Annotated in this window: 22 protein-coding genes; 6 read left to right on the top strand and 16 right to left on the bottom strand. The window is 58.1% G+C overall.

The window, feature by feature from the left end; all coding sequences use genetic code 11:
• Window positions 1–172: 172 nt before the first annotated feature.
• The 8 genes from CFB02_RS02520 to bioB all read right to left on the bottom strand — a co-directional run bounded on the left by CFB02_RS02520 (window position 173) and on the right by bioB (window position 7,909).
• Window positions 173–1,972 (bottom strand): acyl-CoA dehydrogenase C-terminal domain-containing protein, encoded by a 1,800-nt coding sequence (locus tag CFB02_RS02520; protein ID WP_088559138.1) that lies wholly within the window; start codon window positions 1,970–1,972, stop codon window positions 173–175.
• Between the two features lie 269 nt (window positions 1,973–2,241).
• A complete protein-coding gene (locus tag CFB02_RS02515) occupies window positions 2,242–2,910 on the bottom strand; it encodes a putative metalloprotease CJM1_0395 family protein (RefSeq protein ID WP_088556744.1) in 669 nt (222 codons plus the stop codon).
• A gap of 22 nt (window positions 2,911–2,932) precedes the next feature.
• On the bottom strand, window positions 2,933–3,178 hold the full coding sequence (locus tag CFB02_RS02510) for a flagellar basal body rod C-terminal domain-containing protein (RefSeq protein ID WP_088556743.1): 246 nt from the start codon (window positions 3,176–3,178) through the stop codon (window positions 2,933–2,935).
• A gap of 51 nt (window positions 3,179–3,229) precedes the next feature.
• Window positions 3,230–3,922: a dethiobiotin synthase gene (gene bioD, locus CFB02_RS02505; RefSeq protein WP_088556742.1), complete on the bottom strand. Its 693-nt coding sequence runs from the start codon at window positions 3,920–3,922 to the stop codon at window positions 3,230–3,232.
• Between the two features lie 22 nt (window positions 3,923–3,944).
• Window positions 3,945–4,775, bottom strand: coding sequence for a malonyl-ACP O-methyltransferase BioC (gene bioC / locus CFB02_RS02500; RefSeq protein ID WP_227519298.1), 831 nt, complete (start codon window positions 4,773–4,775; stop codon window positions 3,945–3,947).
• A complete protein-coding gene (locus CFB02_RS02495) occupies window positions 4,763–5,410 on the bottom strand; it encodes an alpha/beta fold hydrolase (protein ID WP_227519297.1) in 648 nt (215 codons plus the stop codon). The genes bioC and CFB02_RS02495 overlap by 13 nt, the downstream gene beginning before the upstream one ends.
• A 104-nt stretch (window positions 5,411–5,514) precedes the next feature.
• Window positions 5,515–6,690 (bottom strand): 8-amino-7-oxononanoate synthase, encoded by a 1,176-nt coding sequence (gene bioF, locus CFB02_RS02490; protein WP_088556740.1) that lies wholly within the window; start codon window positions 6,688–6,690, stop codon window positions 5,515–5,517.
• A 160-nt stretch (window positions 6,691–6,850) separates the two neighbouring features.
• Window positions 6,851–7,909, bottom strand: coding sequence for a biotin synthase BioB (gene bioB, locus CFB02_RS02485; protein WP_088556739.1), 1,059 nt, complete (start codon window positions 7,907–7,909; stop codon window positions 6,851–6,853).
• A gap of 263 nt (window positions 7,910–8,172) precedes the next feature.
• Here bioB and CFB02_RS02480 point away from each other — a divergent pair, with 263 nt between their 5' ends.
• Window positions 8,173–8,694, top strand: a complete 522-nt coding sequence (locus CFB02_RS02480) for a ComF family protein (RefSeq protein WP_227519296.1) — start codon at window positions 8,173–8,175, stop codon at window positions 8,692–8,694.
• Here the strand turns inward: CFB02_RS02480 and CFB02_RS02475 are convergent.
• Window positions 8,691–9,788 (bottom strand): NAD(P)/FAD-dependent oxidoreductase, encoded by a 1,098-nt coding sequence (locus CFB02_RS02475; protein WP_088559136.1) that lies wholly within the window; start codon window positions 9,786–9,788, stop codon window positions 8,691–8,693. The genes CFB02_RS02480 and CFB02_RS02475 overlap by 4 nt on opposite strands.
• A gap of 161 nt (window positions 9,789–9,949) precedes the next feature.
• Here CFB02_RS02475 and CFB02_RS02470 point away from each other — a divergent pair, with 161 nt between their 5' ends.
• The 5 genes from CFB02_RS02470 to cmoB are packed head-to-tail and all read left to right on the top strand — an operon-like array spanning window position 9,950 to window position 13,569.
• On the top strand, window positions 9,950–10,375 hold the full coding sequence (locus tag CFB02_RS02470; RefSeq protein WP_088556737.1) for a hypothetical protein: 426 nt from the start codon (window positions 9,950–9,952) through the stop codon (window positions 10,373–10,375).
• Between the two features lie 10 nt (window positions 10,376–10,385).
• Window positions 10,386–11,402: a serine/threonine protein kinase gene (locus CFB02_RS02465; RefSeq protein ID WP_088556736.1), complete on the top strand. Its 1,017-nt coding sequence runs from the start codon at window positions 10,386–10,388 to the stop codon at window positions 11,400–11,402.
• Between the two features lie 34 nt (window positions 11,403–11,436).
• Window positions 11,437–11,805 carry a kinase gene (locus CFB02_RS02460; RefSeq protein ID WP_088556735.1) on the top strand — a complete coding sequence of 123 codons (369 nt, stop codon included), beginning with the start codon at window positions 11,437–11,439 and terminating at the stop codon, window positions 11,803–11,805.
• Entirely contained in the window at window positions 11,798–12,574 is a 777-nt protein-coding gene (cmoA, locus tag CFB02_RS02455; RefSeq protein WP_088556734.1) for a carboxy-S-adenosyl-L-methionine synthase CmoA, read from the top strand. The genes CFB02_RS02460 and cmoA overlap by 8 nt, the downstream gene beginning before the upstream one ends.
• 2 nt (window positions 12,575–12,576) lie before the next feature.
• Window positions 12,577–13,569 carry a tRNA 5-methoxyuridine(34)/uridine 5-oxyacetic acid(34) synthase CmoB gene (gene cmoB, locus CFB02_RS02450; RefSeq protein WP_172835793.1) on the top strand — a complete coding sequence of 331 codons (993 nt, stop codon included), beginning with the start codon at window positions 12,577–12,579 and terminating at the stop codon, window positions 13,567–13,569.
• A 52-nt stretch (window positions 13,570–13,621) separates the two neighbouring features.
• On the opposite strand, the gene CFB02_RS02445 is transcribed toward cmoB, so the two are convergent.
• The 7 genes from CFB02_RS02445 to miaA all read right to left on the bottom strand — a co-directional run bounded on the left by CFB02_RS02445 (window position 13,622) and on the right by miaA (window position 21,212).
• The gene (locus CFB02_RS02445; protein ID WP_008170068.1) at window positions 13,622–14,917 is read right to left on the bottom strand and encodes an adenylosuccinate synthase; all 1,296 of its coding nucleotides are present in this window, start codon (window positions 14,915–14,917) and stop codon (window positions 13,622–13,624) included.
• Between the two features lie 83 nt (window positions 14,918–15,000).
• Complete coding sequence (locus CFB02_RS02440; RefSeq protein WP_088556732.1) at window positions 15,001–16,182, bottom strand: ATP phosphoribosyltransferase regulatory subunit; 1,182 nt, start codon at window positions 16,180–16,182, stop codon at window positions 15,001–15,003.
• A gap of 174 nt (window positions 16,183–16,356) precedes the next feature.
• The gene (gene hflC, locus CFB02_RS02435) at window positions 16,357–17,232 is read right to left on the bottom strand and encodes a protease modulator HflC (RefSeq protein WP_088556731.1); all 876 of its coding nucleotides are present in this window, start codon (window positions 17,230–17,232) and stop codon (window positions 16,357–16,359) included.
• Window positions 17,233–17,234: 2 nt separating this feature from the next.
• Window positions 17,235–18,422, bottom strand: coding sequence for an FtsH protease activity modulator HflK (gene hflK / locus CFB02_RS02430; RefSeq protein WP_088556730.1), 1,188 nt, complete (start codon window positions 18,420–18,422; stop codon window positions 17,235–17,237).
• A gap of 83 nt (window positions 18,423–18,505) precedes the next feature.
• Window positions 18,506–19,804 carry a ribosome rescue GTPase HflX gene (gene hflX, locus CFB02_RS02425; protein WP_008170060.1) on the bottom strand — a complete coding sequence of 433 codons (1,299 nt, stop codon included), beginning with the start codon at window positions 19,802–19,804 and terminating at the stop codon, window positions 18,506–18,508.
• Window positions 19,805–19,922: 118 nt separating this feature from the next.
• Complete coding sequence (hfq, locus tag CFB02_RS02420; protein WP_008170056.1) at window positions 19,923–20,174, bottom strand: RNA chaperone Hfq; 252 nt, start codon at window positions 20,172–20,174, stop codon at window positions 19,923–19,925.
• Window positions 20,175–20,207: 33 nt separating this feature from the next.
• Entirely contained in the window at window positions 20,208–21,212 is a 1,005-nt protein-coding gene (gene miaA, locus CFB02_RS02415; RefSeq protein WP_227519415.1) for a tRNA (adenosine(37)-N6)-dimethylallyltransferase MiaA, read from the bottom strand.
• Between the last annotated feature and the right edge of the window lie 26 nt (window positions 21,213–21,238).

Genomic DNA, 21,238 nt, shown 5'->3' with positions numbered 1-21,238 from the left:
CAATAGGGCCTCAGTCTGGGCCAGTCACACCTGCTCGGGCTATGTGTCCGCTGAAGATTATTTTTATGGGCGCCTATTCTACCCTAAAAGCGGACCGCAACTCATGAAAAAAGCCCGCCTCCGGGGAGCGCGGGCTTTCTGTCCTCTGGAACCGTCCTTCGGTGCCCGCGCCTTAGATGGCGAAGGCTTCCTCCGGCATGTCCATCAGGCTGTCAGCGCCAGCCAGCATGCTTTCTGCGTGGCCCTTGGCCCGGGGCAGCATACGCTTGAAGTAGAAGCGCGCAGTCTGGATCTTGGCGTTGTAGAACATTTCCTCGGTAGTACCCTCAACCATCTTGTCCAGGGCAACCTTGGCCATACGGGCCCACAGGTAGGCAAACACTGCGTAACCGGAGTACATCAGGTAGTCTACAGAGGCCGCGCCCACTTCCTCACGGTTCTTCATGGCAGACATACCAATTTTGGTGGTCAGCTCGCCCCATTCCTTGTTCATCGCCGCCAGCGGCTCGATGAATTCCTTCAGCTGCTCGTCTTCCGCGTTTTCCTTGCAGAACAGATGCACTTGCTTGGTGAATCCTTTAAGGGATTCGCCCTGGGTCATCAGGACCTTGCGGCCCAACAGATCCAGCGCTTGAATACCGGTGGTGCCTTCGTAGATCATGCCGATACGGGCGTCACGCACGTTCTGCTCCATGCCCCACTCGGCAATAAAGCCGTGGCCACCAAATACCTGCATACCCAGATTCGCTGCCTCGTAACCGATTTCGGTAAGGAACGCCTTGGCGATCGGTGTCAGGAAGCCCAGCGCCTCATCGGCCGCCTTGCGCTCTTCTTCGGTCTTGCCGCTGTGAACAACGTCTGCCTGCTGCGCAGTCAGGTAAATCAGGGCACGGGCGCCTTCGGCAACCGCCTTCTGTGTCAGCAGCATCCGACGAACGTCCGGGTGAACAATGATCGGATCGGCAATACCTTCCGGATTCTTCGGACCGCTCAGTGAACGCATGGCCAGACGCTCTTTGGCGTAGGCAAGTGAACCCTGGAAGCCCAGCTCTGCGGCACCCAGACCCTGGATCGCAGTACCGATACGGGCCACGTTCATGAAGGTGAACATGCAATTCAGGCCTTTGTTCTCGGGCCCGATCAGCCAGCCCTTGGCACCGTCGAAGTTCATCACGCAAGTGGCGTTGCCGTGGATACCCATCTTGTGCTCGATGGAACCGCAGGAAACGGCGTTGCGCTCACCGGCCGAGCCATCTTCGTTCGGCAGGCACTTTGGCACGATGAACAGGGAGATGCCCTTGGTGCCTTCCGGAGCACCCGGCAGACGTGCCAGGACGATATGGACGATGTTTTCGGCCATGTCGTGCTCACCAGCAGAAATAAAGATCTTGGTGCCAGTGATAGCGTATGTGCCATCGGCATTCGGCTCCGCCTTGGTGCGCAGGGTGCCAAGATCGGAACCGCAGTGCGGCTCGGTCAGACACATCGTGCCGGTCCACTCGCCGCTGATCAGCTTGGTGAGGTAAGTCTGCTTCTGCTCTTCGGTGCCATGTTCTTCAATGGTGTTGGTTGCGCCGTGGCTCAGGCCGGGGTACATGCCAAAAGACCAGTTGGCAGTACCAACCATCTCGCTCATAACAATGCCCAGGGAACCCGGCAACCCTTGCCCACCATAGTTGGGATCAGCGTTCATGGACGGCCAGCCGCCCTCGACGTATTGCTGATAGGCTTCCTTGAAGCCAGTCGGTGTCTTCACACCGTCTTCGCTCCAGGTACAGCCTTCTTTGTCACCTACCTGGTTCAACGGAGACAGAACCTGCTCACAGAACTTGGCACCTTCCGCGATAATGGCATCCACCATATCCGGAGTAGCGTCTTCGGCACCTTCCAGGTTGGCATAGTGCTGCTCACTGTTCAGCAGCTCGTTCATTACGAATTTGATGTCACGCAGGGGCGCTTTGTACTCAGGCATGGAATCCACCTCGGTTCTCGGTCTCAGCTGAATCAGGTTTGACAGCTTCTGGCCTTGGGTTTGCTCAGACACCGCAACGCTCTGCGCTGCAGCCTTAATTAAACACTTGTTTGAAACATACGTTTAGAGGCACAGAATTGTCAATAGCCGGATGCAAAATTTGTGTTGCGATCTGTCACCGGATCACGCGCCACAGCAGCGCATGGAGCCGGATCGCACCTTAAGTGCCGGATATCCATGGAAGGACCTGGATGTTGAAAATTAACCGGTCAGGCAGACACCGGTTGGAAAGAGGAAACGCGGTTTTCGTCACCGTTCTGATCAGACTCTCCCATGGCGGAGACCTCACGATAAGCATCGCTCGCGGTTCTTGACGAAGCGCCCGTTTCGGCGGCCAGCTCCGACTGGGCCTGGAGCATGATCTGCATCGCCTGGGCAGCCACCGCTCGATCCTGGCCGGACGGCTCCGCCGGGGCCATGGCCGCCGCCCGGACAATTCGCATTTTCTCGATAGTGGCCTGGGGATCACCCTGCACCGGGGACAGGTCAATGGAGACTTCACCTCCCACCGCATACTGGGCGCCGTCCGGCCCCCGCTGGTAGGTGAACGACATGGCGCCGGCGTACTGGCCGCCAACCGCCTGGTGCGCGGCTTCGTGGGCACGAACTTCACGATCCCGCGCTTTCAGCTCGGTCAGTTGTTTCAGCTCTTGGTCTGTGAGTCCCTGAGGATTGTCGGCTTCCCCGCTTCTGGGCCCGGAGTCGGGATTTTCCCGCGCAGATTCGGCTTTGCCTGCAGCCTCAGTAGATCTGGCTCCGGCGGTCGGCGCCTCCGGCTTTGCCGATACTGGACCCGTGGCCTGGACTCGCGGAGAAGCCTGGCCCTGAAACGAGGCCGCTGGGATAGGTGGGGGAACAGGGGGGAGAGATGAAAGCACGAGCCGGGCGCCCTTTCAGTGCTCAGGCCATGATGTCAAGCAGCGTTCCGAGTGTTTCGTCGGCGGTTTTCACCACTTGTGCGGACGCTTCGACACTTCGCTCGTAAATCTTGAGATCAACAATGGGTTCAACGAGGCTACCCGCGCCTTCCGCGGTTCCCTGGGGACCATCGGTACCACCACGCGCAATCTTGCGGGCGGCATTTTCCATACCGACCATGCCATCCTGGATGCCCTGGATCCCAACTGAGAGAGTGTTACTGATCATAACTGCGCTGCCCGATGACCATAAATTGACTTTATTAAGCCACAAACCTGGTCAATTTTCAAACAGCCCATCAATATTCAGATAACCAGCCAGCATTTCAGGCCGCGCCTGCTCCAGCCACGGAAGAATACCCAGACAGGGCGCTCCCATGTGGTTGACCAGGTAGTTCAGGGTGTCCTGTTCGCAACTCATGGGCTCAGGCTCTGCGCGATTGGCAACCCACCCTGCCACTCTGAGACCGTCACTTCTGATGGCCTCTGCGGTAAGAAGCGCATGATTGATACAGCCAAGGCGCAGTGAAACCACGAGAATGACCGGCATGGACAGCTGTCTCGGAAACTCTGAATAGGTTTCCCGATCGTTGAGGGGGACCCGCCAGCCGCCGGCTCCCTCAACCAGCAGAAGGTCCGCCGGACGAATCTGCAATCCGCGGCAGAATCCAACCAGACGATCAGACGTAATGTGTCGCCCAGCCTGTTCAGCCGCAACATGCGGTGCAATGGCAGGCTCCAGCGCCACCGGGTTGATCAACTCGTAGGCCAGTGGCTCAGTAATGGCGTTCTGCAGAATAAGGGCATCTTCGTTGCGAAGGCCTTCCGGCGTCCGATCGCAACCCGAGGCGATGGGCTTCATCGCCAGGGTGTGCTTACCCATGGCCTTTGCCGCCTGAAGAATGGCTGCGGATACCAGGGTTTTCCCAACCCCGGTGTCGGTGCCCGTTACAAAAAAGGATTGCTTGGCCATGTGTGTTTCCAGTTAACGACTCTTATGGTTTTTGCCAGTACACCCAGGCAGCCTCATAGCTTGCCATGATAGTGCCGTCCGGCTCTTTGGGGTACTGCCTGCACATTTCCCGCATCCGCCCCGGTGCCGTGGCCGCTCGTCGACGCCCAGCGCCGCGGAAACCCGCGCCAAGATGGCGAAGCTCACCCGCCAGGGCCATCGGCGATGCGTAGGGTAATCTGATAGTGCGCTCTTCAACAACGGCATCCGGTAACTCGGCACGCACCTTGGCCTGCAAGGCAAGGCCAGTCTCGAAGCGATTTACGTGCAGGTGGCCAGGATCCGCCGCCTGCCAGGCCGATTTCAACTCACGGAGCGTACCGTCAAGGAGTGTAGAGACCATCAGATCCCCACCTGGACGCAAGATCCGGCGGCATTCCCGAAGCACGGCGCCGGGGTCATCACACCACTGAATCATGAGATTGCTGAAAATCACATCGACACTGCTATCCGGCAAAGGCAGGTGTTCGGCATCGCCCAGGATCCAGCTGATTCCCGCAGGCCCATTCTTGCGAGCCTGTTCCAACATTCCAGGCGACAGATCAACCCCGCTCAACGATTCAATCTGCCCGAAATCCGCAAACTTTCGGGTAAACCAACCCGTGCCACACCCGAGGTCCAGTAATGTTAGATCAAGATCCTGACTTTCCCGGAACTCAAACTTCTGCAGCATGGTATTGCCCATGAAGCGCTGCAGTCTGGAGGCACTTTCGTAGGTGCCACTGGCAATGCCAAAGCCCCGGGCAATATCAGACTTGCGAGTGTCGGAAATGCCCCTGGCTATCTGGTCGGTCGAGATGCTCATAACGCCCATGACAACGCCTTTTGAGTGGCAAAAAACGCCTGGATCGCCTCCCAGCAATCCGAAGCCGAGCAGCCGCCCGGCCAGTGCGCCATACCCGGTACGACCGCATGACCGCTTGACGTCGGGACAGCGAGATCATCCGTCCACGATCTGACCACAATATCGTTCTCACCCATCACATGGAGGGCCGGCGTGGCGAGTGAACGCCATAACGCCCTCTGATCCCCGCTTTCGAGCCAGGCAAGACTCTTGACGAGGTGTTCGTGCGAGACCAGAGTGCCTTTCTCAAGCCACGGTTTGAGCCTCTGCCGCTCCTGTTTTTCGTCCGCAGAACCGTTGATCATCAACAAAAGAAAGTGCAGCCAGTAGCGCTGTGGGTCCCGGCGGATACCACGGGCAAACGCCCGAAAGTCGCTTTCCGCCATACCACTGAGCCAGCGCTCGTCGGCCACAAACTTCGGAAAACCACCGAGGGTAATAACACAGGACACTGCACCGGTCTCACGCCCGGCGGCCTCCATCACAACCTGACTGCCCAGGGACCAACCCATCCAAACTGACGGCTCCGGATAAAGTGACAACAGCTCGTCAGTCACCTCCGAGAGCGATTGGCAGCGGCTCAGCAGCTCATCGTCCAGAGACACTGGAACCACCTCCCCCGGCCAATAACCATAGAGCCCAGATAACATTTCTGCACGAACGCCCCAGCCAGCAACCACCAACAGACGCGGACAGACCCTGCAGGAACTCATACCGCCATGTCCGTTTTTTGAACCAGATGCCGACAGTCTGACAGCGCGGTCAACAGACAATCCAGGTTCGCCTGGGAATGAGCGGCACTGAACGTAACCCGCAAACGCGCCTCCCCCGCGGGAACCGTCGGCGGGCGAATGGCCGAGACCAGCAAACCGCGCTCCTCCAATGCCTGACTGAGCGCCAGCGCGTCGTGATTGTCGCCAACCATGATCGGCTGGATCGGAGTACGTGAAGGCATCAATTCATACCCCATGGCCGAGGCCTCCCGACGAAACCGCGAAACCAGACCCAATACATGCTCGCGGCGCCCCTGATCCCGCTCAATAAGATCCAGACTCGACATGGTTGCCATGGCAAGAGCCGGCGGCATCGCCGTCGTATAGATATAGGTTCTGGCCCTCTGAACCAGATAATCCATCAGCAGCGATGGCCCGGCCACGAATGCGCCACTGGTTCCGACCCCCTTGCCCAGGGTGCCGATCAAAACGGGGACATCCTCTTCGGACAACCCCGCTTCAGCGACGCTGCCCCGCCCCTCAGGTCCGAGTACGCCAATTCCGTGAGCATCATCAACCACCAGTAACGCATCGTGGAACCGGCAGACCCGGGACAGCTCCGCCAGGGGCGCAGTATCGCCGTCCATGCTGAAGACCCCGTCGGTCACCACCAACTTGTGCCCGGACGTCTCCGCCAGCATCGCCTCCAGTGCCGCGACATCGCCATGGGCATAACGGCGAACCCGGGCCCGGCTCAGGATACAGCCGTCGATGATGGATGCATGATTCAGCCGATCCGAAAAAATCGTATCGCCCCGCCCGGCCAGTGCCGAAATAACGCCCATATTCGCCATGTAGCCAGTGGAGAAAAACAGCGCCGAACTGCGTCCGGTAAACTCCGCCAGACGAAGCTCCAACTGGTGATGGGCATCATGGTGACCACAAATCAGATGGGAAGCCGCGCCCCCAAGGCCTGTCTCCGGAAGCGCATCACGGAGGGCCTCGATATTGGCAGGGTTATTGGCAAGACCAAGGTAATCATTACTGCAGAACGACAACAAAGGTTTGCCGTCAGCAATGAGAGAGGGCCTCTGAGGACCGGCTACATGCCGACGCGTCCGATACAGACCGGCCTGTTTCCGCTCTTCAAGTTCAAGGGCAAAATCCCGCACGATAGCACCTGGAGGTTAACTCAACGGTCCGGGTAACGAGCGGGTAAGGCTCCCCGGGATTGTAGAGGGCCAAGGATGGCCCGAAACAAGCGCACATGGATGTGCTCGTAGCGTATCCCGGGGAGCCTTACCCGCTCGTTGCTTCCCCAGGATCAAGTACTCAGGCAGATTCCCGCGTAGCGTCGTAGAACATGTGACGGGTCGCCTCATACTCCACGGCCTCGGCAATCGCCTCCTCTTCCTGCTCCTCCGACGCACACTGCTCCCGCTGCTCTGGGCGAATACCCAGGCGTTTGAACAACAGCATATCTGCATCGGCCTCCGGATTGGCGGTGGTCAGCAGCTTCTCGCCGTAGAAGATCGAGTTGGCACCAGCCATGAAACACAGAGCCTGCATCTGCTCATTCATGTTTTCACGCCCAGCCGACAGGCGAACGTGGGAGGCCGGCATCAAGATCCGCGCCACCGCAATAATCCGGATGAACTCGAACGGATCCAGGTCCTCGACGTCCTCCAGAGGCGTGCCTTTCACCTTCACCAGCATATTCACCGGCACACTTTCCGGATGATGGGGCAAGTTCGCGAGCTGAACCAGCAGCCCAACCCGGTCATCCTCGTCTTCGCCCATACCCATAATGCCACCGCAACAAACCTTCATTCCGGCCTTGCGAACATTGTCGAGAGTGTCCAGTCGATCCTGGTAGGTTCGAGTGGTGATGATGTGACTGTAGTACTTCTCAGAGGTATCCAGGTTATGGTTGTAGTAATCCAGCCCGGCATCGGCCAGTTCTGCCGCCTGCTCCTCTTTGAGCATGCCAAGGGTCATGCAGGTCTCAAGCCCCAGGGACTTGACCTGTTTGACCATGTCCAGAACATAAGGCATATCCTTCTTCGAAGGGCTGCGCCAGGCGGCGCCCATGCAAAACCGGGAAGCCCCCTTTTCTTTCGCAGCCCTGGCCTCAACCACCACCTTTTCAATTTCCAGAAGCTTCTCTTTCTCGAGGCCGGTGTTGTAATGACCGCTCTGGGGACAGTATTTGCAATCCTCCGGGCAGGCGCCGGTCTTGATCGACAGCAAGGTGCTTACCTGCACCTCGTTAGGATCAAAATACTGGCGATGCACACTCTGGGCACGGAACAGTAGATCGTTAAAAGGGAGTTCGAAAAGCTCGCGAGCTTCCTGCAATGTCCAGTCGTGGCGGAGTTCTGTAGCGGTCATGTAAAAGTCCTGTTAACCTTTCCCGGTCTCTGGGTTTACGGATGAATCAGATGATAAAGGGACTGAACTGGCTGTCAACCTTCATGGATAAAAAGGTTAACAGCATCAGGCGCGGCGGACTGTGTGTCGCCTGCCTTTCCTCGCACGCTTTCAACGGCTTATGCCAGCCCTGCCGGGGCGACCTACCAGTGAACCGCTGGCACTGTCGCTGCTGCGCCCTGCCCCTGGCTTTTCCGTCGTCGGAGCTGCTCTGCGGTGACTGCATGAAACATCCGCCGGCTTTCGATAGCTCTTTTATACCCTGGCGCTACCAGTACCCGCTCGACGGCATGATTGGCCGATACAAGTATCGGGGCCAACGCAAGTTCGGAAGACCATTGATCGCGGATTTTGCTGACTTGGTGCAGAAGGCTCGGCTCGATGGTGCCATCGCAATGCCAGAGGTACTGGTACCCGCGCCAATGGATGCGCGGCGACGCCGGCAACGCGGATTCAATCAGGCCCAGGACATTGCCGAGACGATTGCCAGCGCCCTGGACCTCCCGGTCGCCAACGGACTTGTCAGAAGGGTTCGCCGTGTCCGGTCGCAACGGGAGCTGAACCGGGAGGCGCGACTGGCGAATCTTCGCGGGGTATTTGAGGTCATCCCGCCAGTGCCAGAGCGAATAGCGATTGTGGATGATGTGGTGACCACCGGCGCGACCGTCAGGGTTTTATCATCAGCACTTCGGGAGGCCGGGGCCCGGGACATTCAGGTTTGGGCACTAGCCCGGACGCCAGGTTAAGACAGCAAAGCTTTTACACGTTCAGCAATTGCCAGGCAGGATGTCAAACCCGGCGATTCGATACCGAACAGATTAACCAGTCCCGGCAAACCGTGCATCTCTGGACCATCAATACGGAAGTCCGCAAAGCCGCCATCGGGGCCTTTCAGCTTCGGTCGGATGCCGGCATAGGCGGGCTGAAGTCGGGCCGGGTCGAGTCCTGGCCACCATTGGCGGATGCCTCTGGCGAAGCTTTCCTGGCGACTGGGTTCCACGGTGTAGTCTTCCTTTTCGATCCACTCTACATCCGGACCGAAACGGGCCTGGCCAGCGAGATCGAGAGTCAGGTGGATACCCAGGCCCCCAGGTTCAGGAACCGGATAGATCAGGGTCCTGAAAGGTGTTCGTCCGCTGTAGCTGAAGTAGACGCCCCTCGCGAGCCATTGCCGGGGAATGCAGTTGTCGGGCAGACCTGCCCAGTTTTTTGCCAGGGGGACGGCGCCGAGCCCGCCGGCGTTAATGACATTTTTCGCTTCCAGAATTAGCGGGATTTCCCCTGCCACGTTAAGACGGTGCCGCTGGCTATCCGATTCAGCAGCCGCTACCGGCGAGCGCAGAACGAGCTGGCCGCCGGCATCATGGAGTTCGCCAAGCAAGGAGAGCATCAGCCCGTGGCTGTCGACAATACCGGTTTCGGGGGACCAGAGCCCCAAGCTGGCGCAAATACCCGGAACGCCTCGGGCGACTCTTTCGCCATCATACAGGTCCAGTTCAACACCGTTGCTGGCTGCCGCAACCTGAATATCACAGAGCTTGTCATTCTGTGCCTCGTCGACGGCAACAATCCACTTACCGCATTTACGGTGTCCAACCTTGTGCGTCAAGCAATAGTCATAAAGCTGCTGTCGACCCTCAACACACAATTCCGCCTTCAGTGACCCTTGCGGGTAATAAATGCCGGCATGAACGACTTCGCTGTTTCGTGAGGAGATGCCCTCACCAAACCGGTCTGAGCTTTCGAGAACGATGACCTCATGCCCGGCTCTCGCCAGAGCGCGGGCAATAGCCAGCCCAATGACCCCGGCGCCGATTACAACGGTTTGGATTTCCAGCACTTCTGTCGACACTTATGGTTGTCCCTGCTCCACTGACAAGACATTGAGCATATCCTATACCGCCAGCCCGGCGAAAACGGGCGCCGGCAGGCTCAATACATTACTCAAGAGCCCATACCGGTTATACTTGCCTCCGGAAAGTAGTGCATGGAGCCAGGCTCATGATGTCTGACAGAAAGCAGTTTGTTCTGGTAATGGTGGTGGCGGCCCTTTTTGTCGGGTGGCTAGGCTGGCGGGGCTTTGAAGTAATCAGCCTGAACGAGCGCCTGAAAGCGGATGATGTGGTTGCCAGCTACCCCTACAAGCACCGGGTACTGAGGGTGGAGGGCGACACGGCCATTATGAGCTCACTGCGGTCCCACACCACGTCTACCCACAAAGCGCTGAGCGCGGTATTTCCGAGCATGCGCAATCTTGGGGACAGTCATCGCGACTGGCAGCGCGCAGAGCGCGAGCTTGCACAGGTTCAGGCCCGTGCCGGAGACGTTATTCTTGGGGTCTCTGGCATCAGTCGTATCCGCTGGGAGCTGGACGAAAACTGGTACCATCTGCAAACCATGAAATCCAAATACGACACAAGGCTCTAAAACGCCCTTTATGACCCATGACCCCTCACTTGCGGCATCCACCCACCCCTACGATTCCCTGACGCCGGATATCATTCTGGATGCGATGAACGAGGCAGGGTTTGCGGTAAGTGGCCGGCTGTTCGCATTGAACAGCTATGAAAACCGGGTCTATCAGGTAGGCCTGGATGAAGGCGCCCCGGTAATTGCCAAGTTCTATCGGCCGGGCCGATGGAGCGAAGCGGAAATCCGTGAGGAGCATACGTTCACCCTTGAGCTCCTGGAAGCGGACATTCCGGTTGTCGCACCCATGAAGTTGGCGACCGAAGACACGCTCGGGCGTCATGGCGCGTTCCTGTTTGCGGTATTTCCGCAGCGTGGCGGGCAAGCACCAGACACCAGTGTCACTGATACCCTTTACCGGCTGGGGCAATGGCTGGGTCAGATCCACAATATTGGCGCCAAAAAACCGTTTGTCCATCGCTCGGGCATGGATTTGCTGGATGGCATCGAAGCCAGCAATCGGCTTTTGTTACGGGGTGACTGGATTCCGACGGATCTCAGGCCAGCCTGGGACAGCCTGATTCCTGACCTGCAAAGACTCTGCGCCGCTCGGGTTGACGAAGCCGGTCCGGTGGAAACCCTGCGACTTCATGGCGACTGCCATGCCGGCAATATTCTCTGCCGTGACGAACAGATGCTGTTCGTGGATCTCGACGATTGCCGCACCGGACCCGCCATTCAGGATATGTGGTTGCTGCTGAATGGAGACGACTTCGAGCGCGGCGCCCAGCTGGGAGAGTTGCTGGAAGGCTATGAAATGTTCCGTGATTTCAATCGCCGCGAGCGCCATCTGATTGAGCCGCTACGCTGCTACCGGCAGATTGCCCATTGCGCCTGGCTGGCAAAGCGCTGGGATGACCCTGCATTTCCGCGCTTCTTTCCCTGGTTTGCCCAGCCACGGTTCTGGTCAGATCAGATTCTGTCGCTCCGGGAGCAGTTATCAGCCTTGCAGTCACCGGCCATCACGGTGCCGGGACAATACTGAACAACACTTTTAATTCGCTTGATTTGAGGTATGCATGAGCCAGAATGAGGCCAGTTACACCGTCCGTAGCCTGATCGTAACCGCCGTGGTTGCGGCTATTGGCACCGTTCTTGTTTTGGAAATGAGCGGCAAGATCAGCCATAGCGAGAACAAGGATCACATGCCTGTTGGCGATTTCCAGGCCATCCATGTAACCGAGGAGGATCCGTTTCGCATGTCACCCAAAGCCTCGGAACTGCACGCCGTTTGCGAAAATGGTTACCTGGCGATTGCCGCCGATGTGGATCCCTCGTTCCGGGGAATCCTGGTGGACTATAAAAATCGCGGCGTCCGCTGCTCCAGGCCCTCCCCGACCGGGCCTGCCGTTCTGCCCGCTCCCGAGACTCCGGACACCAATGAATAAATCCCGCAAGCCGTCTGAGGCACCCGAGCAGATCACGGACCGGCTGTTTGCCACAGAGCGCCGGCCGGAGGACTTCCGATTCGACGCATCGGTGGCCAGGGTGTTTCCGGACATGATCCGGCGCTCGGTGCCGGGCTACACCACTATCATTCCGATGATCGAGGTTATTTCGGAGCAATATGCCCAGCCCGCCACCAACTGCTATGACCTGGGCTGTTCACTGGGCGCTTCCACGCTGGCAATGCGCCATGGTATCGCCCATGCGGACTGCAACCTGATCGGAGTGGATAACTCGAGCGCCATGATCGAACGCTGCGAGCATTACATTGCCCTGGACGACAGTGCGCTCCCCGTTACCCTCAGGTGCGAGGATATTCTGGACACCGAGCTGAGTAATGCCTCGGTGACCACTCTGAACTTCACCTTGCAGTTTGTCGATCCGGAGAAGCGGGCCGGCCTGCTTGCGCGCATTGCTGATGCCACTCGTCCTGGCGGTGTCCTGATCCTGTCGGAGAAAGTTCGCTTTGAATCTGACGGCGAGCAAGCCATTCAGACCCGACTGCATCACGAATTCAAGCGCGCCAATGGCTATTCGGATCTTGAAATAAGCCAGAAACGCACAGCGATCGAGCAGGTGCTGATTCCCGAAACACTGGCTGCGCACAAGGCGCGCTTGTTGTCGGCAGGCTTCGATGACGTGGTGGTGTGGTATCAGTGCTTCAACTTTGTTTCCATGCTCGCCATAAAGGCCAACCAAACCACCGAATGACCATGGCAGACTTTGACTGGAAAGCCCGGTTCGGGCCTATCATCAATGAACTTGCGAAAGACGGCCTGGATAACTGGGCGACGCAACTCCAACAACAACTCACCCACCGCTTTGAGGACCGCCCCCACGGCGATCTTGATCGCTGGCAAGCTGCCCTTGACCAGCTACCCGGCCTGGCTCAGGTAGACGCGCAACTCGACCAATCCGCGGTAACGCTGACCTCCAGACAGCCCCTGACCGTAGCACAACGGGAGCAACTGGAACTCGGATTACGCGGCCTGATGCCCTGGCGCAAAGGCCCCTTCGACTTCTTCGGTACCTACATCGATACCGAATGGCGCTCTGACTGGAAGTGGGACCGCGTGTCGCCCTACCTTTCAGACCTTTCCGGTCGCCGCATACTGGATGTGGGTTGTGGCTCCGGATATCACTGTTGGCGGATGCTGGGCGAGGGCGCGGGCCGGGTGATCGGCATCGACCCGGGGCTGCTGTTCCTGTTCCAGTTCTTCAGCGTCAAGGACTACCTCGGTGATGTCCCGATAGACCTGCTGCCCGTTCGGATGGAAGACCTCCCCGCCGACCTTGAAACCTTCGACACCACTTTTTCCATGGGGGTTCTCTATCATCGGCGCTCACCGCTCGATCATCTGCTTGAACTGAAGGGAACGCTTCGCAGAGGCGGGGAACTGGTGCTGGAAACACTTGTCGTTGAGGGCCCTGAGGGCTTCAGCCTGATGCCCGAGGATCGCTATGGGCAGATGCGGAACGTCTGGTTCCTGCCCTCCTGCGACACACTGCTGCGCTGGCTGGACCGCACCGGCTTCCGGAATGCCCGGGTGGTCGATGTCACCCCTACGACCACAGACGAGCAGCGAAGCACCGACTGGATGCGTTTCAACTCCCTCCAGGACTTTCTGGATCCGGACGACCCCTCAAAAACTGTGGAAGGATACCCTGGGCCGTTGCGTGCTACCGTGATTGCCGAGAAGCCCTGAACACAAAAAAACCGCCGTGCCTTTCGGCAGGGCGGTTTTTTAACGTTGGCGATTATTCGCCGAACGGGTGACGCAATGTGATCGTCTCGATACGATCCGGACCAGTGGAGATCACATCGATCGGCGCTTCGATCTGCTCTTCCAGGAAACGGATGTAGGCCTTGGCGTTCTCCGGCAACTGATCGACGCTGGTGAGGCCAACGGTGCTTTCGCTCCAGCCGGGCAGTTCCTCATAAACCGGCTCGATGTCCTTGTAGCTGTCGCAGCCGATGGGCGGCCGGAAGATCTCGCCGTTAGGCGTCTTGTAGCCAACGCACACCTTCACGGTTTCCAGTCCGTCCAGCACATCCAGCTTGGTCAGACAGATACCGGACACACTGTTGATCTGGATAGCGTGGCGCAGAGCCACCGCATCGAACCAGCCACAACGGCGGGCACGCCCGGTTGTGGTGCCGACTTCGTTGCCCTTCACTGCGAGGTGGTTGCCCATATCGTCGAACAGTTCGGTCGGGAACGGTCCGGAACCTACACGGGTGGTATACGCCTTGGTGATCCCCAGCACATAGTCGAGGAACAGCGGGCCGAAGCCCGAACCGGTGGCCGTGCCGCCAGCGGTGGTGTTGGAAGAGGTCACGTACGGATAGGTGCCAAGATCGATATCCAGCAGCGAGCCCTGGGCACCCTCGAACAGGATATTCTCTCCACGCTTGCGGAAATCATGCAGCATGTCAGTCACGTCTGCCGCCATGGGCAAAATTTCCTCGCCCATCTGCTTCAGCTCTTCCAGTGCGGCATCAATGTCCTCAGCCTCTTCCTTGAAATACTCGGTCAGGATGAAGTTGTGGTACGACATGATCTCCCGGAGCTTCATTTCGAAGTCGGCGGGATTGCACAGATCGCCCAGGCGCAGGCCACGGCGGGAAACCTTGTCTTCATAGGCCGGGCCAATACCGCGACCGGTTGTGCCGATCTTGTCGACACCACGAGCCCTTTCACGGGCCTGATCGATTCGAACATGAGTACGCAGAATGATCGGGCACGCCAGACTGATGCGGAGGCGATCGCGAACCGCCACGTCATTGGCTTCCAGCTCACGCACTTCTTTCAGCAGAGCCTCGGGCGACAGGACAACACCGTTGCCGATGAGGCAATAGACGTGTTGCCGCAGTATGCCGGAAGGAATCAGGTGAAGCGCTGTTTTCTTGCCGTCAATTACCAGGGTATGACCGGCATTGTGCCCGCCCTGGAAGCGGACAACCGCTGCAACCTTGTCGGTCAGCAGGTCAACAATCTTACCCTTGCCTTCATCACCCCACTGGGTGCCCAGCACAACAACATTTTTACCCATGATTCTCTCTCAGTGCGGCTGCCCCGCAGGACAGGCGTTTCGCAAGTTTACCTGTAAATGAATTCACCGAGGCCCCGGAGGCATCAGCCCAGCTTCTGCACAACCCATTGGCCACCCTGTTTGACCAGCTTACGGTCACAGCCTCTGGTAGCAGGGTTAACGCCCTGGTCTTCGGGAAGGGCACGAACAACGGTTTCCGTCATTCTCAGACCGGAGATCACGCCTTCCAGGGCGGGGTCGTCATCCGCCGGCGCCCAGACAGCGCCGGCACTGCGAGTCACGCGCTCGCCAAGCGAGACCAGAGAGCGAATATCAAGACTGAACCCAGTTGCAGGGCGGGCCCGACCAAAGTCACTTCCGATGGCATCGTAACGGCCACCCTTGGCCACGGAATCACCGTGGCCCGGCACGTAGGCTGCAAACACAAGGCCCGTGTGGTAGTTGTAGCCACGAAGCTCACAGAAATCGAATCCGAAGCTGATATCCGGGTAATCCCTTCCCAGCATGTCGGACACACGCCCAAGCTGGTCGAGTGCCGCATCCAGGCTGTCAGACGCACCCTGCAGGATCCGACGGGCCTCGTTCAGGGCTTCCGGGCCACCACTGACCCGGGCAAGCTCACGCAAACGAGCACCCGCAGAGCCTGGAGGGCATTGGCCTAGCAGTTGATCAAGCTCCGGCACCGATTTGCGAGCCATGGCGTCAAAAATTGCGCTCTCCGTATCCCGATCAAAATCCGCCTCGCCGATCAGACTCTCATAGATGGCAACATGGGCCAGATCCAGATGGATACGTGGCAAGCCGGCCACCCTGAGGGTTTCCAACATCAGGCTGATCACTTCCATATCGGCTGCTTCGGAGCCACTGCCAAATAGTTCGCAGCCAGCCTGAATCGGTGTTCGACCTGTCAGCATGTGCTTTGGGCGGGTATGGAGTACGTGCCCGGCATAGCAAAGACGGGTGATCCCTTCCTGACCCAGGGTATGGGCATCAATGCGCGCCGCCTGAGGTGTCATATCGGCGCGAACACCCATCATCCGCCCGGTCAACTGATCGGTGAGCTTGAAAGTCTGAAGCTCCAGATCGTTTCCGGTTCCGGTAAACAGGGATTCGAGATATTCAATGAGCGGTGGGATTACCAGCTGGTAGCCCCAGCGCTGGCAGGTATCCATTACATCCCGACGCAGGGATTCGATCCGTCCGGCCAGCGGGGGAAGAATGTCCTCTACCCCGTCTGGCAGTAACCAGCGATCAGATACTGTCATGAGATTCCGTTGTCCGTTATATCCGCTCCGGCACAGTCGGCTGGGGGATCACACAGGATTTAAGGCGGCACTCGGCAAAAGCCCGACACAAAACCGGCAGAATTTTACACGGTTGCCGGGCACAAAAAAACCGGAATACAGAGGTATTCCGGTTTTTGGTCTCAACGTGCAGGGTTAACGGGCGCCCTGCGGATCGTTCAGGAACTTCATGAACGCGCTGTTGGAATCAATCACCATGATGTCATCCTTGCTCATGAAGGTATTGCGGTAAGCCTGCAGGCTTCGGTAGAAGCTGTAGAATTCCGCGTCGGAGCCGTAGGCATCGGCGTAGATTCTGGCTGCTTGACCGTCTCCCTCACCCCGAGTCTCTTCTGACTGAGCGAAAGCTTCCGCAAGAACAACCGTTCTCTGACGGTCTGCGTCGGCACGAATACCTTCTGCGAGCTCCCGGCCCCGTGAACGGAATTCCTGGGCCAGCTTTTCGCGCTCGGTCGCCATCCGACGATAAACGTTTTCGCTCACCTGACCCGGGAATTCGATCGCCTTAACGCGAATGTCGAGGACTTCAATACCGAATTCATTCTGGGCAGTCTGGTTTACGCGATCCCGCAGGGTGTGCATCAGCTCATCCCTCTGGCCGGAAACGACTTCGACCATGGTCCGAATACCGAACTCGTCCCGCAGCCCGTTATCAACACGGGAAGAAAGCAGAGACTGAGCACGGAACTCATCACCGCCGGTCGCCCGGTAGAACTGATCCACGTCCCGGATTTTCCAGGCGATGTAGGAATCCACATCCAGCGGCTTCTTCTCCACGGTCAGATACTGCCTGGATGGCAGATCCATGGTCAGAACCCGGATATCGAATTCACGAACCTGGTCGATGACCGGGACCTTGAAATGGATACCGGCCTGGATATCGGTCTCTACCAGCTCACCGAACCGGAGCAGAACACCCCGATGGGTTTCCGGAATGATGTACACACTGGACAGTACCAGCAGGACAACGATCAGGGCGCCTGCAAGGCCCACTACACCTTTAGGTCCCATAATTATCTGCTCCTCCGAACGGTAGTATCCTGCCTGCTTCGCAGTTCCTGAAGAACCTGATCAGTCAGGGTCTGGATGTCCACGTTGCCCTGGTTGTTGCCGGAGGATGATCCACCGGTACGGGGCAGCGAACCCTGGGTCAGTCGATCGAGCGGCAGATACATCATGTTGCCACTGCTCTCTGTATCCACGAGGATCTTGCTGCTGTTGGCCAGGACCTGCTCGACCGTTTGCAGATACAAACGCTCCCGCGTAACTGTCGGAGACATCTGATAGACGGCCAGCAGTTCAAGGAAACGGGCAGTTTCACCACGGGCCCGTTCAATCACCTCTTGCTTGTAGGCATTGGCTTCTTCAATCATGCGCTGAGCCTCACCACGCGCTTCAGGTACAACCCTGTTACGGTAGGTTTCGGCTTCTTCTTTCACCCGCTGTTCGTCTTCCCGGGCACGCTGGACTTCGCGGAATGCGTCCTGAACCGCTGGCGGCGGCTGGGTGCTCTCCACGTTGACCCGTACTAATTCCAGACCTGTACCGTAGTCCTGCAGGAACATCTGAAGCCGTTGCTCTACCCGAACAGCCAGTTCCGCTCGTCCTTCTGTCAGCACGTCGTCGAGTGTCGAACTGCCGACCTCGTGACGAATAGCGCTGTCTGTCGCGAAGGCCAGTGCCTGGTTGGAGTCACGCACATTCAGCACGTAGGCTTCAGCGTCGCCAACGCGGTACTGAACCTGCAAGTCGACGGTTACCAGGTTTTCGTCCTGGGTCAACATCTGGCCACTGGACTCAGCAGTACGCACGTTAGTGACACGGACCTTGGTAACACTGTCAATCAACGGCACCTTGAATCTCAGGCCGGGATTCTCGGTCTGGTGGTATTCACCAAACCGGAGAACCACCGCCCGTTCCTGTTCGTCCACCGTATAGAAGGACTGGAAGATGACATAGCCGACTACCAGTATGGCCGCCAGTGCGAGAATCGCCCCGAAACCACCGGAGCTGCCGCCGCTACTGCCACCGCTGCCGCCTGACTTGCCTCCCTTGCCGCCCAGCATCTTGTTGAGCTTGTCGAGACCTTTTTTCAGCGCCTCATCAAGGTCTGGCGGCCCCTGATCATTGCCGCGTCGACCACCACCGGTACCCCAGGGGTCATTGTCGTTGCGGTTTCCACCCGGTTCGTTCCAGGCCATAGTGCTCTCCGTTACTGACTTATAAATAGAATGGCTGCAAATACTAGGGATTTATCTCCGCCCCGGCAATAGCCGCAGCGGTTTCAGGCGTGACCCACGTCCAGCCTGACTGACTTTTCATTCACACCGGCGCGGCTCAGCAGCTGATGCCAATCCCGGTTCTGCAGGCGCACCTCAACGACCGTATCGCCGGTATCCCGGTATTCCTCGCTGATCACCGATCCTGCCTCATGCAACAGTGCACGCAATTTGCCATCTGCGGGACCCAGCAGAACAAAGTGGTGAACGACATCTTCGGCCACCCGCTCCACGATCGCATCGAACAACCCGTCCAGGCCTTCGCCAGTCACCGCGGAAACCCACGCTCTCACCGGGATACCCTCTTCGTTGCGCTCAACCCGAGGCGTGAAATTTTCGAGCAGATCAATCTTGTTGAACACCTGCAGCATGGGAATGTCATCCGCCCCGATCTCCGCAAGCACTTCCTCAACCTGCTCAATATTCTCCTCGCGGCGCGGGTCATGGCTGTCGATGATGTGAAGCAGCAGCGTCGCCTGCGTTGTTTCCTCAAGCGTCGCCCGGAACGCCTCAACCAGCTTGTGCGGCAGATGCCGGATGAAGCCCACGGTGTCCGCCATTACGACCGGCCCGACATCCGGAAGTTCCAGCCGCCGCAACGTCGGATCCAGCGTGGCGAACAGCTGGTCTGCAGCATATACGGAGGAAGTAGTAATACGGTTGAATAAAGTGGATTTACCCGCGTTGGTATATCCAACCAGCGATACCGTGGGAATGTCAGCCCGCTGACGGGCCCTGCGGCCCTGGTTGCGCTGGCGACGAACTTTTTCCAGACGCTTGTGGATAGACTTGATGCGCTCCCGCAAGAGCCGACGGTCGGTTTCCAGCTGGGTTTCACCAGGCCCGCGAAGCCCGATACCGCCTTTCTGTCGCTCAAGGTGGGTCCAGCCCCGAACCAGTCGAGTGGACATATGCTCGAGCTGCGCCAACTCTACCTGAAGCTTACCTTCGTGAGTCCGTGCCCGCTGAGCGAAGATATCAAGAATGACGCCGGTGCGGTCCAGTACACGGCACTTGAGCTCATGCTCAATATTCCGCTCCTGGCGAGGGCTCAGAGCATGGTTAAACAGCACAACATCCGCTTCGTTCGCCGCTACTGCATCACGAATTTCTTCCAGCTTGCCCTCACCAACGAAAAATCTGGGGCTGGGCTGCTTGCGGGACCCGGTAACGGTTGAGACAGGCTCAACACCGGCAGAGGTGACCAACTCCCGGAACTCACCGGGGTCTTCGGTACCATCGTGGGCAGTAAAATCGATGTGGACGAGGACCGCGCGCTCACCGACATCAGGACGTTCAAACAATTGGCATCAACTCCGGGGTAAACAAATGATGAGGGTCATAAAAACAAACACCCGCGGCCACAAGACCCCTTGTCGGGATCCTCTGGAACGCGGGTGGCAAGATCGGGAATCGGATGGATCAGTCTTCAGACTCGCCCTCTCCTCCCGGAGCCTGCTGCGGAATGCGGACATTTCGGGCAGGAACCACAGTGGAAATAGCGTGCTTGTAGACCATCTGGCTGACAGTATTTTTCAGCAAAATCACGAACTGGTCGAAAGACTCAATCTGGCCCTGAAGCTTGATACCGTTGACCAGAAAGATGGAAACCGGAATGCGTTCCTTGCGCAATGCATTAAGGTAAGGGTCTTGTAACGAATGCCCTTTTGACATGTGTTTTCTCCTGTTTTTAGTAAATGCAGATCGTCATTTGTTAAAATTAAATGTGGTGCGAAGTCGGATTTTTTTCAAGGCTACCTCAGCGATATGTTTGTCGCCGCTGTCCAGCCAGTCCACATCTGACCACTTACGCAACCAAGTCAACTGCCGCTTCGCCAGTTGGCGTGTTGCTGCCACTCCCTTGCTGACAAATGTCTCGTAGTCGTCTTCCCCGGACAAATAGCTCCAGGCCTGGCGATATCCGACACAACGCATAGAAGGGAGATCAGGGTGCAGGTCGTCCCGGATCATCAGTGCCCGAACTTCATCAACGAACCCCGCCTCCAGCATTTTCAGAAACCGCAGGCGAATCCGCTCATGGAGCACCCGCCGCTCAGGCGGTGTTATAGCAAGTTGAATAACAGTATACGGAAGCAAAGATGTTTCGTCTGCCTGCCAGCGAGTGAAATAGGTGTAATCCTCAATGTCGCCGTCCTGCGCCACTCCCGTTGTTTGCTCACAGCCACCCTGATCGGCTCGCCAGAACTCCGAAATCGGCTTGCCGGTAAGGCGCAATACCTCCAGGGCCCGCATCAGACGCTGCCGGTTGTTCGGATGGATCCGCTCGGCTGCCACCGGATCACTGCCCCGCAGCTCTTCATGCAAAGCCTCCCAACCCCGCTCTTCAGCCTCCTGCTCCAGCGCCCGTCGCACAGCGGGGCTGGCCGATGGCAGACCGGACATTCCATGAAGCAGCGCTTTGAAATACATCATGGTGCCGCCGACTAGAAGCGGGATCCTGCCTGCGGCCGTTATTTCGGCCATCGCGGCCAACGCGTCCCGACGGAAATCCGCAGCGGAGTACGTTTCCGCCGGATCGCAGATATCAATCAACCTGTGGGGCGCCCGCGCAAGCTCTGCGGCAGTCGGCTTGGCAGTTCCGATATCCATACCCCGATAGATCATTGCGGAATCCACGCTGATGATTTCGCAAGGCAGGTGTTCGCAGAGCGCTATTGCCAGGTCTGTCTTACCGGAAGCCGTAGGCCCCATCAGAAAGATGGCGGGAGGCAGTGACA

This window comes from Marinobacter sp. es.042, from assembly GCF_900188315.1.
Classification (GTDB): domain Bacteria; phylum Pseudomonadota; class Gammaproteobacteria; order Pseudomonadales; family Oleiphilaceae; genus Marinobacter.
This window is presented reverse-complemented; position numbering and strand designations above follow the sequence as displayed.